The 13,181-nt window shown below is 62.3% G+C and carries 13 protein-coding genes; 8 read left to right on the forward strand and 5 right to left on the reverse strand.

Going from position 1 to position 13,181, the window contains the following annotated elements:
• Nucleotides 1–9: 9 nt before the first annotated feature.
• Genes mshL through ACSQ3S_RS14955 form a run of 3 tightly spaced genes read left to right on the forward strand, consistent with a single transcriptional unit; the run spans nucleotide 10 to nucleotide 3,807 of the window.
• Nucleotides 10–1,788, forward strand: a complete 1,779-nt coding sequence (gene mshL / locus ACSQ3S_RS14945) for a pilus (MSHA type) biogenesis protein MshL (RefSeq protein WP_436142856.1) — start codon at nucleotides 10–12, stop codon at nucleotides 1,786–1,788.
• Nucleotide 1,789: 1 nt separating this feature from the next.
• The gene (locus tag ACSQ3S_RS14950) at nucleotides 1,790–2,686 is read left to right on the forward strand and encodes an ExeA family protein (protein ID WP_353397944.1); all 897 of its coding nucleotides are present in this window, start codon (nucleotides 1,790–1,792) and stop codon (nucleotides 2,684–2,686) included.
• On the forward strand, nucleotides 2,683–3,807 hold the full coding sequence (locus ACSQ3S_RS14955) for a tetratricopeptide repeat protein (protein ID WP_436142857.1): 1,125 nt from the start codon (nucleotides 2,683–2,685) through the stop codon (nucleotides 3,805–3,807). The genes ACSQ3S_RS14950 and ACSQ3S_RS14955 overlap by 4 nt, the downstream gene beginning before the upstream one ends.
• 102 nt (nucleotides 3,808–3,909) lie before the next feature.
• On the opposite strand, the gene ACSQ3S_RS14960 is transcribed toward ACSQ3S_RS14955, so the two are convergent.
• From ACSQ3S_RS14960 to ACSQ3S_RS14970, 3 genes are all read right to left on the reverse strand, one after another.
• A complete protein-coding gene (locus tag ACSQ3S_RS14960; RefSeq protein WP_436142858.1) occupies nucleotides 3,910–4,860 on the reverse strand; it encodes an HD-GYP domain-containing protein in 951 nt (316 codons plus the stop codon).
• Nucleotides 4,861–4,874: 14 nt separating this feature from the next.
• Entirely contained in the window at nucleotides 4,875–6,053 is a 1,179-nt protein-coding gene (locus ACSQ3S_RS14965; protein ID WP_436142859.1) for a pyridoxal phosphate-dependent aminotransferase, read from the reverse strand.
• A 69-nt stretch (nucleotides 6,054–6,122) separates the two neighbouring features.
• A complete protein-coding gene (locus ACSQ3S_RS14970; protein WP_176650373.1) occupies nucleotides 6,123–6,560 on the reverse strand; it encodes a putative toxin-antitoxin system toxin component, PIN family in 438 nt (145 codons plus the stop codon).
• Between the two features lie 36 nt (nucleotides 6,561–6,596).
• On the opposite strand from ACSQ3S_RS14970, the gene yaaA reads away from it, so the two are divergent.
• Nucleotides 6,597–7,367 (forward strand): peroxide stress protein YaaA, encoded by a 771-nt coding sequence (yaaA, locus tag ACSQ3S_RS14975; RefSeq protein ID WP_436142860.1) that lies wholly within the window; start codon nucleotides 6,597–6,599, stop codon nucleotides 7,365–7,367.
• Nucleotides 7,368–7,426: 59 nt separating this feature from the next.
• On the opposite strand, the gene ACSQ3S_RS14980 is transcribed toward yaaA, so the two are convergent.
• Nucleotides 7,427–8,227: an outer membrane protein assembly factor BamD gene (locus ACSQ3S_RS14980; protein ID WP_176650375.1), complete on the reverse strand. Its 801-nt coding sequence runs from the start codon at nucleotides 8,225–8,227 to the stop codon at nucleotides 7,427–7,429.
• An 88-nt stretch (nucleotides 8,228–8,315) separates the two neighbouring features.
• Between ACSQ3S_RS14980 and ACSQ3S_RS14985 the strand changes: the two genes are divergently transcribed.
• Both ACSQ3S_RS14985 and pgeF read left to right on the forward strand, forming a co-directional pair.
• Nucleotides 8,316–9,341 carry an RluA family pseudouridine synthase gene (locus ACSQ3S_RS14985; RefSeq protein ID WP_436142861.1) on the forward strand — a complete coding sequence of 342 codons (1,026 nt, stop codon included), beginning with the start codon at nucleotides 8,316–8,318 and terminating at the stop codon, nucleotides 9,339–9,341.
• Complete coding sequence (gene pgeF / locus ACSQ3S_RS14990) at nucleotides 9,341–10,132, forward strand: peptidoglycan editing factor PgeF (RefSeq protein WP_436142862.1); 792 nt, start codon at nucleotides 9,341–9,343, stop codon at nucleotides 10,130–10,132. Before ACSQ3S_RS14985 ends, pgeF begins: the two co-directional genes overlap by 1 nt.
• 17 nt (nucleotides 10,133–10,149) lie before the next feature.
• Here the strand turns inward: pgeF and ACSQ3S_RS14995 are convergent, their stop codons facing one another.
• Entirely contained in the window at nucleotides 10,150–10,365 is a 216-nt protein-coding gene (locus ACSQ3S_RS14995; RefSeq protein WP_176650378.1) for a hypothetical protein, read from the reverse strand.
• A gap of 60 nt (nucleotides 10,366–10,425) precedes the next feature.
• Between ACSQ3S_RS14995 and phaC the strand changes: the two genes are divergently transcribed.
• Nucleotides 10,426–12,162: a class I poly(R)-hydroxyalkanoic acid synthase gene (gene phaC / locus ACSQ3S_RS15000; RefSeq protein ID WP_436142863.1), complete on the forward strand. Its 1,737-nt coding sequence runs from the start codon at nucleotides 10,426–10,428 to the stop codon at nucleotides 12,160–12,162.
• Nucleotides 12,163–12,362: 200 nt separating this feature from the next.
• Entirely contained in the window at nucleotides 12,363–12,932 is a 570-nt protein-coding gene (phaR, locus tag ACSQ3S_RS15005; protein ID WP_436142864.1) for a polyhydroxyalkanoate synthesis repressor PhaR, read from the forward strand.
• Nucleotides 12,933–13,181: the final 249 nt, after the last annotated feature.

Genomic DNA, 13,181 nt, shown 5'->3' on the forward strand with positions numbered 1-13,181 from the left:
CATAAAATATTGACTATCGCCTCCCTGACGCTGCTGTTGCTGAACGGCTGCGCCACGCCGCCCACGCGCGATACCTACGACAAGATCAACGCCGAGATGGCGAAGCAGACAGCCGCCAAGCCGGCTCCGGCCGCCCAGAGCGACGCCGTCTCCAGCGCCTTGCTGCCGCCGGTGTCGCAATTGGCCGAGCAATTGCCGAAGGCGCGCGCGGTGCTGGAGGAGCGGTTCAATGTGTCGTTCAACAACGTGCCGGTGCAGCAGTTCTTCAATTCCATCGTTGCCGGCACGCGCTACAACATGCTGATCAATCCTGAGGTATCGGGGAACATCACCGCCAACCTGAAGGATGTGACCTTGTTCGAGGCGCTGGACGCCGTGCGCGAGCTGTACGGTTACGACTACAAGGTGGAGGGCACGCGCATCTACATCCGCCCGCTGACCATGCAGACCAAGATGTTTAAGGTCAATTACCTGACGGCGATCCGCAAGGGCGTGTCCAGCCTGCGGGTGTCGTCGACCTCGGTGGCCAATGCCGGCACCAGCAATAGCGGTAACCAGAGCAGTGGTGGAGGCGGGAATAACAGCGGCAACAATAGCGGCGGTGGCGACAATTCCGGCAACAATGGCGGCACGCCCGGCCAGGGCGGCAACCAGTCGCAGCGCGATGCCGCCAATGTCTCCACCACATCGGCCAGCGATTTCTGGCTGGAGCTGAAGACGGCGCTGGACGCGATCATCGAGACCGGCAAGGATGGCCGCAGCGTGACCATCAGCCCGCAGTCTGGCGTGATCCTGATCCGCGCCATGCCGGACGAGCTGCGCAACGTGGACATGTACCTGAAGGCGACCCAGCTGTCGGTGGACCGCCAGGTGATCCTGGAAGCGAAGATCCTGGAAGTGGAGCTGAACAGCAATTACCAGAGCGGCGTCAACTGGGCGGCGTTCGGCAAGTTCGCCGCCGGCGGCAACAACCGCTTCTCGGCCGGCATGCTGCAGCCGGACACCACGCTGACGCCGCTGGGCCACGGCGCCTTGAGCAGCGTCGGCAAGGCCGGCGTCAACGGCACCACCGGTTCGTCGCTGGGCGCCTCGGCCGACGCGGTTGGTTCCCTGTTCGGCCTGGCCTTCCAGACCAGCAATTTCGCCGCGCTGATTTCCTTCCTCGAAGGGCAGGGCACGGTGCATGTGCTGTCGAGCCCGCGCATCGCGACCTTGAACAACCAGAAGGCGCTGCTCAAGATCGGCACCGATGAATTCTATGTCACCGGCGTCAGCACCACCACGACCACCAGCGGCAACGGCGGCGGCGTCACCACGCCGACCGTGACCCTGCAGCCGTTCTTCTCCGGCGTGGTGCTGGACGTGACGCCGCAGATCGACGACCAGGGCAATATCATCCTGCACGTGCATCCGTCGGTGAGCCAGGTGTCGACCGTCAACAAGGGACTGAATCTCGGCTCGCTGGGCAACTTCAGCCTGCCGCTGGCGGCGTCGTCGACGTCGGAAATGGACAGCATGGTGCGCGGCCAGGATGGTCAGGTGGTGGCGATCGGCGGCCTGATGCGCCAGGCCACGACGTCCGACCGTTCCGGCGTGCCGGGCGCCAGCGATATCCCCGTGATCGGCGCGCTGTTCCGCAGCACCGGCGACGTGGTCCAGAAGCGCGAGCTGGTGGTGCTGATCAAGCCGACCATCGTTGAAACTTCCTCGGACTGGAACCAGGACTTGCTCGACAGCAGCCGCCGCATCAAGGACCTGGACCCGCGCCGTGCCAAGGAGCGCAACTGATATGTACAGCAAACACTTCGGCTTGCGCGAGGCGCCGTTCAGCATCACGCCCGACACAAGCTTCTTCTTCACCAGCCCGCATTCGCAGGAGGCGTTGAATACCCTGCTGGTGGCGGCCAAGAGCGGCGAGGGCTTCATCAAGATCACCGGCGAGGTCGGCACCGGCAAGACGCTGCTGTGCCGCAAATTCATCGCCACGGTGGGACCGGATTTCGTCACGGCCTACATCCCCAATCCCTACCTCGAGCCGCGCACGCTGATGCTGGCTCTGGCCGACGAGCTGGAAGTGCCGCTGGAGCGCGATGTCGACCAGCACCAGTTGCTGAAGTCGATCACGCACCGGCTGATGGAGCTGGCGCGCGACGGCAAGCAGGTGCTGCTGTGCCTGGACGAGGCGCAGGCGATTCCGGTGGAAAGCCTGGAAGCGTTGCGTCTGCTGACCAATCTGGAAACCGAAAAACGCAAGCTGCTGCAGATCATCCTGTTCGGCCAGCCGGAACTGAACCAGCACCTGCAAGCCAATTCGATCCGCCAGCTGGCGCAGCGCATCACCTTCCATTACCACCTTGGTCCGCTGTCGCGCGACGACATGGACTATTACCTGGCGCACCGCCTGCGCGTGGCCGGCTACACCGGTAGCCGTTTGTTCAGCCGCGGCGCGATCGCGCGCTTGTACAAGGCCAGCGGCGGCATACCGCGGTTGGTCAACATCATGGCGAACAAGGCGTTGATGCTGTGCTTCGGCGAAGGCAAGCAGCAAGTGTCCAGCCGACATGTGAGCCTGGCGGCCAATGACACCATAGGTGCAGCCGGCAGACGTGTGCGCTGGCCTTGGCTGGCCGGGGGCCTGAGCTTGCTGATTGCCGCCTGCGGCCTGACCTGGGCGCTGACCAAATGAGCCTGATCAATAAAATGCTGCAGGACCTGGACGCGCGCGGCGGCGGTGCGGACAGCGCATTGCAGCAGCAGGAATTGAAGGCCGTGCCGCTGGCCGAGCGCGACCGCAAGCCGCTGATGCTGGCCGGCGGTGGAGCGGCGCTGGTGGTGCTGGCGGTCGGCGGCTGGTTTGGCTGGCAGTACTGGGTCAGCCATCGCATACCGGTGGGGCCGGTGCCCAAGGTGGTCGATAATTCAGTGCCGCCCGGTGCGCGCATCGAGCGGACGCCGGTGCAGCCGCAACCGCAGCCTGCCGCGCCATCCACCATGCAGCCCGACGCCGTCAGACCGGCGGCGGCCGACTCGACCCCTGCAGCCGTTGCGCCGCGAACCGAGCTTGCCGGCGATGCGCCGGCACCCGCCGCGCCGGCCAAGCGCAATGCGGCGGCCGAAGCCGAAGTGGCGGCCGAGCAGGCGATGCCGGCCATGGTCAAGGAACGCAAGGCCGCACGCCAGGCCGCCGCCAAATCCGCCGCGGCGCCGGCCAACGAAGGCACCATCACGCACGACATCAGCCCACAGCAGATGGCGGAAAACACCTACCGCCGCGCGCTGGTGGCGCTGCAGGAAGGGCGCGTCAACGCCGCGCTGGCCGACCTCGAGCGCGCGCTGGACATCGACCCGCGCAACGAGGCCGCCCGCCAGACCTACATCAGCCTGTTGCTGGAAAACCGGCGCAGCGACGACGCCGTACGTCAGCTGAGGCTGGCACTGGGCATCGATCCGCGCCAGCCTGGACTGGCGATGGTGCTGGCACGACTGCAACTGGAAAAAGGCGGCCCGGCGCTGGACACGCTGATGAAGACCCTGCCATACGCCGGCGGCAGCGCCGAATACCAGGCCTTCCTGGCGGGTGTGCTGCAACGCGAACAGCGCCATACCGAGGCGGCGGATCACTATCGGGAAGCGCTGAAGCTGTCGCCGCAAAACGGCGTGTGGTGGATGGGGCTGGGCATCTCGCTGCAGGCCGACCAGCATCTGCCTGAAGCGCGCGAAGCCTTCAAGCGTGCCCGCGCCACCGCCGGCCTGACGCCCGAACTGCAAGCCTTCATCGACCGCAAGCTGGAACAACTTTCAAGATAGATCCGGGGTCAGATCCGACATTTGGACACGAGCTCTGCCGTAACGGAAGCTACGGCAGAGCTCGTGTCCAAATGTCGGATCTGACCCCGGATCTACCGGGTTTTAGAGGCTGGCCTGGAGGCCCCAGATTTGCTTCATGCTGAAGCGGATCGAGGCCTGGTCTTCGCTCAGCGCTTCGGCGATGGCGCAGGATTCGTCGCCGGTGCGGCGCAGCTCGGCCGGCGACAGCGCGGCGCCCGACGGCGTGCGCAGGCAGTGCACTTGCAGGCAGTCGCCCGCGCGCCGGCTGACCACGCCGATCTCGCCATTCTGCAAGCGCACCAGACTGCCCGGCGGGAAATCGCCCAGCTCGCGCTGGAAATGCTCGATCAACGTCGGATCGGCCGGCGCGGCCTTGTCGTCGATCAGGTTGCGCAGCGCCAGGTTCGGCAGTATCGAGCGCCGGTAGTTGCGCGCCGATACCTGCGCGCAGTAACGGTCCGCCAGACTCAGCAGCTTGGCGTTCAGCGTCACTTCCGGACTGGCGATGCCGGCCGGATAGCCGCTGCCTTCGTCGTTTTCATGGTGCAGCAGTACGCAGGATATCCACTCGGCATCCTCGATGCCCGCGCACTTGAGCATGTCCGCGCTTTCCTCCGGATGGCGGCGCACGATCGCCATTTCCTCGCTGCTCAGGGGCGTGTTTTTGTTCTGGAAGGTTTCGTTGTGGCGCAGCATGCCGACGTTCATCGTCAGCGCCGCCGCCGTCACGGTCAGCGTGTCGGCCGGGTTCTTGTTCAGACTGCGCGACAGCACCACCACCACCACCGCCGTTTCGATGCAGTGGCGCACCGCGTAGCTGCCGGCGATCTGGCACAGGAAGATGCAGGCCAGCGCGATGTCCGGATTGATCTCCACCGCCTGGATCACGTCGCGGGCGATGTCGCGCAGTTCGCTCTCGGCGTTGTGTTCATTGCGCAGGTTTTGCAGCAAGCGCTCAAGCCTTCGGTTCGACTGGTTGAGCAAGTGCAGCACCGATGGCGGTGCATCGACCTGGTTGGTATCGGCCATCATTACTATCCCCACAATTAAACTTTGCCCAGCCGCTCCAATGCGAGCGCCAGGGTCTCGTCTTTCTTCGCAAAGCAGAAGCGCACGATGCCGGACTCCTTGCCTTGCTGGTAAAACGCCGATACCGGGATGGCCGCCACCTTGATTTCAGTGGTCAGCCACTCTGCAAACTCCGCTTCCGTTTGCGATGAAATTTTGTCGTAGCGCACGCACTGGAAATAGGTGCCGTCGGCCGGCAGCAATTCGAAGCGCGTGTTGGCCAGGCCGTCGCGGAACAGGTCGCGCTTGCGCTGGTAAAACGCCGGCAGTTCCAGGTAGGGCCTGGGATCGGCCATGTAGCTGGCGACGCCGTGCTGCATGGGCGTGTTGACGCTGAAGACGTTGTACTGGTGCACCTTGCGGAACTCGGCCGTCATGCCGGCCGGCGCCGCCACGTAGCCGATCTTCCAGCCGGTGACGTGGTAGGTCTTGCCGAAGCTCGAGACGACAAACGCGCGCGCCGCCAGTTCGGGATGGCGGCACACCGATTCGTGCCGCTGGCCGTCGTAGACCATGTGCTCGTACACTTCGTCCGACAGGATCAGCACGCCGGTGCCGCGCACGATGTCGGCCAGCGCCTGCATGTCGGCCTCGCGCAGCACGCTGCCGGTCGGATTGTGCGGGGTGTTGATGATGATCAGCCGCGTCTTGCCGTTGACGGCGGCGGCGACCTTGGTCCACGGCACGGCATAGCCGCGCTCGCTTACCTCCATCTCGACCGGCACCGGCACGCCGCCGGCCAGCGTGATCGCCGGCACGTAGCTGTCGTAGACCGGCTCGATGACGACCACCTCGTCGCCCGGGTGCACGCAGCACAGGATGGCGGTGGTCAGCGCCTGCGTGGCGCCGGCGGTGACGGTGATGTCGGTGTTGGCGTCGTACTGGTGGCCGTAGATGGCGGCAACCTTGGCGACGATGGCGTTGCGCAGCACCGGCGCGCCGGTCATCATCGGATACTGGTTGAAGTCGGCCTGCATGGCGTCGTTGACGGCTTGCAGCAGGCTGCGCTCGCAGGAAAAATCAGGGAAGCCCTGGCCCAGGTTGACGGCGTTCGCTTGCGCGGCCAAGGTGGACATGCGGGTGAAGACAGTGGTCCCGACAGCCGGCAGGCGGCTGGTCAAGATGGGTGTAATCGGCAGATTGTTGCGGCTGTTCATGGCGGCTGTGTAGTGGACAGATAGCCTATTCTAGCTCAGCGCGCCGGGTTTGGTGTTGCGAAAAAAACCTTAAGCTTCGAGGCTCCACGCTTCCGGCACCATGACCTTGAACATGCCGGCCTTGGCCAGCCGCCGCGCCAGTTTCAGCAGCGCCTTGTCCTTGGTGATGAGGATGGCGGCCTGGGCGTCGCGCGCCACTTCGAGGAACTTCTGGTCGTCCTTGTCGGTGCAGACCGGCAGCCGTACGCCGGACTCGGCCGGCGCGACCACCTTGATCAGCTGGTCGAAGCGGGCGGCCGCCAGCGGACGGGTATCGTCGTCCAGCGGCAGGTGCTTGTAGTGCAGCACGATGTTGTATTCGTCGCGGCAGTCCGAGCGGGTGACGGCCTCGACCGCACCGCTTTCCAGCGCCGCCAGCAGGCCGGCCCAGCGCGGGTCCTTGAAGACGAACAGGTCGAGGCAGACATTGGTGTCGATGACGATGACTTTTGGTGGAACAGGTATCATGTGGGCAGTTCTGTAAATATGTTTATCTGGAATCTTATGCTGATAGTGCTTTCGCCTGCAAAAAGTCTCGACCTGGAGACGCCTCCGACTACCAAGCTGCACACCGAACCCGACTTTCTCGACCATTCCGCCCAGCTGATCACCCGCCTGCGCGAGTTTTCGCCGGCGCAGATCGGCGAACTGATGGACCTGTCCGACAACCTGTCGGCGCTCAACGTTGCCCGCTACGCGTCGTGGACCCACGATACCGCCGAAGGCCGCCAGGCCGTGATGGCCTTCAACGGCGACGTCTACGGCGGCCTCGACGCCCGCTCGCTCAAGCCGGCTCAGCTGGCTTACGCGCAATCGCGCATCCGCATCCTGTCCGGCCTGTATGGCATGCTGCGTCCGCTGGACCTGATCCATCCGCACCGGCTGGAAATGGGCACCCGGCTGAGCAACCCGCGCGGCAAGGACCTGTACGCGTTCTGGGGCGAGACCATCACCCGCGCGCTGAACCAGACGGCGGCGGAGCAGGGCGCGGAAACGCTGGTCAACCTGGCGTCCGAGGAGTATTTCAAGTCGGTCAAGCCCAAGCTGCTGGACGTGCCGGTGATCACGCCGCAGTTCGAGGACTGGAAAAACGGCAAGTACAAGATCATTTCCTTCTACGCCAAGCGGGCGCGCGGCCTGATGGCGCGCTTCGCGGCGGTCAAGGGCATCACCGATCCGCAAAAGCTGAAGAAGTTCAACGTCGACGGCTATGCCTATGTCAAGAAGGATTCGGACGACAGCACCTGGATTTTCCGCCGAAAAGTAGCGGAATAAACTACTGCGTAAAACTGTGTAAATAATAAAAAACCGGGACCTGGGTCCCGGTTTTCACATCAATTCCAGAGTTTCCACCAGTGACGTTCGGCTTTCTTGCCTTCGTCGAGGAACTTGCTGCTCGGGTAGTTCAGCTTGAACACGCGCATCGTGTCGTCGCGCAGTTCGGTCATGCCCAGCTTGTCGTAGCTGCGTATCATGATGAACAGCGCTTCCTCGATCGCCGGCGAGTCGCGGTAGTCGTTCATGATGCCCATGGCGCGGTTGGCCGCGGCCAGGTAGGCGCCGCGACGGTAGTAGTAGCGCGCCACGTGCACTTCGTACGACGCCATCGCGTTGAGCAGATAACGCATGCGGTCCAGCGAATCCGGGGTATACTTGCTGTTCGGGAACTTGTCCACCAGTTGCTTGAAGGCCGCGTAGGCTTCGCGCGTGGCTTTCGGGTCGCGTTCCGTCGCGTCCTGCTCGTAGATGAAGTTCAGGAAGCCGATCTGGTCGTTGAAGTTGATCAGGCCGCGCAGGTAGTACATATAGTCCACGTTGGCATGGTTCGGGTGCAGCTTGATGAAGCGCTCCACGGCCGCCAGCGCCTGGGCCTGGTCCTGGGATTTGTAGTAGGCATAGGCGATTTCCATCTGCGCCTGCTGGGCGTAGGTACCAAACGGATAGCTCGATTCCAGCTTCTCGAACAACTGAATTGCGCGCTCGTAGTGCTGACCGTTCAATTCCTCGGTCGCCTCCGAGTATAATTTCGTAGCGCTCCAACCTTTAGTCTCGTCGATTTTCTCCGAGAACAAACCGCAAGCGGACAAACTGAGCAGAACCAACGTTGCTGCGACTACTTTCAATTTTTTTTGCATATGTTTTGCAAGAAGCTGTTTAACCAAAGTTTTACAAAGGCTGATTATAGCCGATAGGAATGCTGTGATATTAACTCCAAAGCCGAATTTGGCTGAATCTTCCTCCGAACACGAATCCGATGCTGTCCTGCTGGTTGAGCAAGACGGCGATTTCGGCGACGATGAAGACGGCCTGGCTCCGATCGAACTGGAACTGACCCCGGAATTCTGCGGCCAGCGCCTCGATAAAGTCATTTCCGGCCTGGTCCCGCAATTTTCGCGCGGCCGGCTGCAAATGTGGATCACCGACGGCTTCGTCACGGTCGACGGCAAACCGGCCAAAAGCACCAAGGAAACCGTCTACGGCGACGAGAAGATCGTCATTCTGCCCCAACCGGCGCCGGAAGACGAGGCTTTTAAGCCGGAAGCGATGGAACTCAACATCGTTTATGAAGATGAGCACCTGATCATCATCAACAAACCTGCCGGGATGGTGGTCCATCCGGGCGCCGGCAACTGGTCCGGCACCATGCTCAACGGCCTGCTGCACCATTGCCCGCAGCTGTCGGGTGTGCCGCGCGCCGGCATCGTGCACCGGCTGGACAAGGACACCAGCGGCCTGATGGTGGTCGGCAAGACGCTGCCGGCCCAGACCGACCTGGTGCGCCAGTTGGCCGCGCGCACCGTCAAGCGCGAATACTACGCGGTCGTGTGGGGCATGCCGCGCATCAGCGGTACGATCGATTCGTCGATGGGGCGCCATCCGAAGGACCGCATCAAAATGGCGGTCTCGACCGGCATGGGCTCGAAGCCTGCCATCACGCACTACCAGGTGCTGGGCGGCGGCAAGCTGGGCGAGGGCCGTCCCGTGACGCTGGTGCAGTGCCGCCTGGAGACGGGCCGCACCCACCAGATCCGCGTGCACATGATGTCGATCGGCTTCCCGCTGGTGGGCGACACGACGTACGGCAAGCAGCACCTGGCCGATTATTTCCCGCGCCAGGCGCTGCAGGCGCGCCGCCTGGGTCTGGTGCATCCCGCCACCGGCGAGCAGCGCGAGTGGCAAGTGCCGCTGGCCGAAGACTTCGCCGCGCTGCTGGTGAGGGCGGGCATAGAGGAGCCGGAACAGATTTGATGACTACGATCCAGCAGCAATGGCTGATCCCGCACTGGCCGGGCTTGCCGGACCATGTGGGGGCGCTGTCCACCACGCGGCGCGGCGGCGTCAGCCCGGCGCCGTACGGCGACGGCATGGGCGGTGGCGGCCTGAACTTGGGCACCCACGTCGGCGATCAGCCGCACAACGTGGCCCACAATCGCGAGATCCTGCGCGCCTTGCTGCCGGGCGATCCGGTCTGGCTGTCGCAGGTGCATGGCACGACGGTGGTCGATGTGGCCAAGGTGCGGATGCAGGAGGTGCCGGAGGCCGACGCCAGCCTGTCCACCACGTCGGGCAAGGTGTGTGTCGTCATGACGGCCGATTGCCTGCCGGTGCTGTTCTGCGATGCAGAAGGCAAGACCGTGGCGGCCGCCCATGCGGGCTGGCGCGGCCTGGCGTCCGGCGTGCTGGAAAATACCGTGGAATCGATGCGCGCGGCCGGCGCCGGCGAGCTGATGGCCTGGATGGGGCCGGCAATCGGCGCCTATCAGTTCGAGGTGGGGCCGGACGTCAGGCAGGCCTTCCTTGGCGGCGCGTTCGACGAATCGAGCGTGCGCCACGTGGAGGCGGCGTTTTCGCCCATCGAAGGCAAGCCGGGCAAGTACCTGGCCGACATGTACGCGCTGGCGCGCCACCTGCTGCACCGGGCCGGCGTGGCGAAAGTGTACGGCGGCGAATTCTGCACCGTCTCCAACTCCGGCCGTTTCTATTCCTACCGCCGGGACGGCGTCACGGGCCGTCAAGCTGCGTTGATCTGGATCAAATGACTCGCACCGCCGCGGGCTTAGTCTTCGCCTTCGGCCGGTTTTGCCGCCTGGCGTGCCGCGTGCGCGGCCAGTTCCCTTTTGCGGCGGCGGGCTTTGGTGCCGGAAATATAAATCAATGTGCCAAGCGGAAGCACGCAGTAGAACAAAAACGTTACAATTCCCGCAACGACACTGGTTTCCGTCAGGGCCATCAGCCCGACCACGTAAATCCACGCTACAGCAACGATCAGCATAAAAAACCCAGCATAGAGAAGTCCACGTAAAGATATTTAACTATTTTTAGGGAAACAAACATGAATTTGCCCGATCCTCAAGCCATTGCCAACGCCTGGATGTCGCAGATGAGCGACCCCGGACAGTGGCAATCCTGGTTCAACATGGCGCCGACCACGGAGGCCAACCCGCTGGCCGCCATGATGCAGGACGTAGGCGCCGCCGTGAAACCGGAGGCCATGGAGCAGTTGAAGAACCAGTACCTGCAGGATTTCGGCGGTTTGTGGCAAGACTTTCTCGCCGGTAAAACGCCGGAAGTGGGCGACCGCCGCTTCACCTCGTCGGCCTGGCAGGGCAATCCGATGTCGTCTTTCAATGCCGCATCATACCTGCTGAACGCCAAATTCCTGACGGCCATGGTCGACACGGTGGAAACCACGCCGCAGCAAAAGCAGAAAATCCGCTTTGCCGTGCAGCAAATCGTCGATGCCATGTCGCCGGCCAACTTCCTCGCCACCAATCCGGAAGCGCAGCAAAAGCTGATCGAAACCAAGGGCGAGAGCCTGACCAAGGGCATGGCCAATATGCTGGCCGACATGAACAAGGGCCACATCTCGCTGTCGGACGAATCGGCGTTCGAGGTCGGCCGCAACCTGGCCACGACCGAGGGCACGGTGGTCTACGAGAATCCGCTGTTCCAGCTGATCCAGTACAAGCCGGCGACGGAGATGGTGCACCAGCGCCCGCTGCTGATGGTGCCGCCTTGCATCAACAAATTCTACATCCTCGACCTGCAGCCGGAAAACTCGCTGGTGCGTTACGCGGTGGAGCAGGGTAATACCGTGTTCATGATTTCGTGGAGCAATCCGGACAAGTCGCTGGCCGGCACCACCTGGGACGATTACGTCGAGAAGGGCGTGATCGAGGCGGTGGGCGTGGTGCGCGACATCACCGGCCAGGACAAGATGAACCTGTTCGGCTTCTGCGTCGGCGGCACCATCGTGTCGACCGCGCTGGCGGTGCTGGCGGCGCGCGGCGAGAATCCGGCTTCCAGCCTGACCTTGCTGACCACCTTCCTCGATTTCAGCGATACCGGCGTGCTGGACGTGTTTGTCGACGAGGCGCAGGTGGCTATGCGCGAGCAACAGCTGAAGGATGGCGGCCTGATGCCGGGCCGCGACCTGGCCAGCACCTTCTCCAGCCTGCGTCCGAACGACCTGGTGTGGAACTACGTGCAGTCGAACTACCTGAAGGGCAATGAGCCGCCGCCGTTCGACCTGCTGTACTGGAATTCCGACAGCACCAACCTGCCGGGCCCGATGTTCTGCTGGTATCTGCGCAACACCTATCTGGAAAACAAGCTGAAGACCGGCCAGCTGACCGTCTCCGGCCAGAAGGTCGACCTGAGCAAGATCGACGCGCCGGCCTTCATCTACGGCTCGCGCGAAGACCATATCGTGCCGTGGATGTCGGCCTTCGGCTCCATGAATATTCTTAATCCAGGCAAGCCCAAGGCCAACCGTTACATCCTCGGCGCCTCCGGTCACATCGCCGGCGTGATCAACTCGCCGGTCAAGAACAAGCGCAGCTACTGGACCAACGACAAGCCGCTGGGCCGCGCCGCCTCCAAGCCGCAGGACGCCGAAGCATGGATCGCTGGCGCGACTGAAAACAAGGGCAGCTGGTGGCCCGAATGGGCCAAATTCCTGGCCGATCACGGCGGCAAGGATGTCAAGGCCAAGGCCAAGCCAGGCAACGCCACCTACAAGGCGATCGAGCCGGCACCGGGCCGTTATGTGAAGGTACGTGCAGACTAGATGCACCGGGGAAAATGTTGTGATTGTTCGTCTGTAAAATTGGTTGCGTTGCAATAAAACCTAAAAGTTATAACAGATGGTGCAAGATATTCATTTTCCCCTCTATAATGGAAGTAGTAGGCAAGTGGGAAAGCGGACCGAAGTTCGCTTTTTTTTCGAATTGTTAGAGTACGCGCTGCGGCGCAATAAACGGACTTGTGATGAGTAGTGCGAAAAAAAATGCTGACCGCCTGATTAAAAAATACCCGAACCGCCGTCTGTACGACACGCAGACCAGTTCCTACATCACGCTGACGGACGTCAAGCAGCTGGTGCTGGACAACGAAGAATTCACCGTGGTCGACGCCAAGACCAATGAAGACCTGAGCCGCAGCATCCTGCTCCAGATCATCCTGGAGGAAGAGGCGAGCGGGGCGCCGATGTTCTCCAGCGACGTGCTGGCGCAGATCATCCGTTTCTACGGCCACGCCATGCAGGGCATGATGGGCTCCTACCTGGAAAAGAACGTGCAGGCGTTCACCGACATCCAGCGCAAGTTCACCGGCAGCGCGGTGGGCGGCATCGAAGGCAAGCCATTCAGCCCGGAAATGTGGACCCAGTTCATGAACGTCCAGGGCCCGATGATGCAGGGCATGATGAATAACTACATCGACCAGAGCAAGAGCCTGTTCGTGCAGATGCAGGAACAGATGCAAAGCCAGAGCAAGAACATCTTCGGTACCTTCCCGTTCGTTCCCGGCGTGCCACCAGCACCGACCGACAAAAAGTAATTTCCCTACGCTTTAAACCCGGGGTCAGATCTAAAAATTGGACACGGGCTCTGCCGTAATGGTCATTACGGCAGAGCCCGTGTCCAATTTTTAGATCTGACCCCGGATTTGTTTGTAGCTAAATTACAAAAATCCGCAATTTACGTTGACACCAGAATTTCTTCAGTAGTACTATCGACAACAGTTGTGGAAGCGCTTCCACACAATTTCAAAATGCGGTCTGAACGAAGGAGTTTCCGTGGTTGTCGA

This window comes from Duganella sp. LjRoot269, from assembly GCF_964254095.1.
Classification (GTDB): domain Bacteria; phylum Pseudomonadota; class Gammaproteobacteria; order Burkholderiales; family Burkholderiaceae_D; genus Rugamonas; species Rugamonas hordei.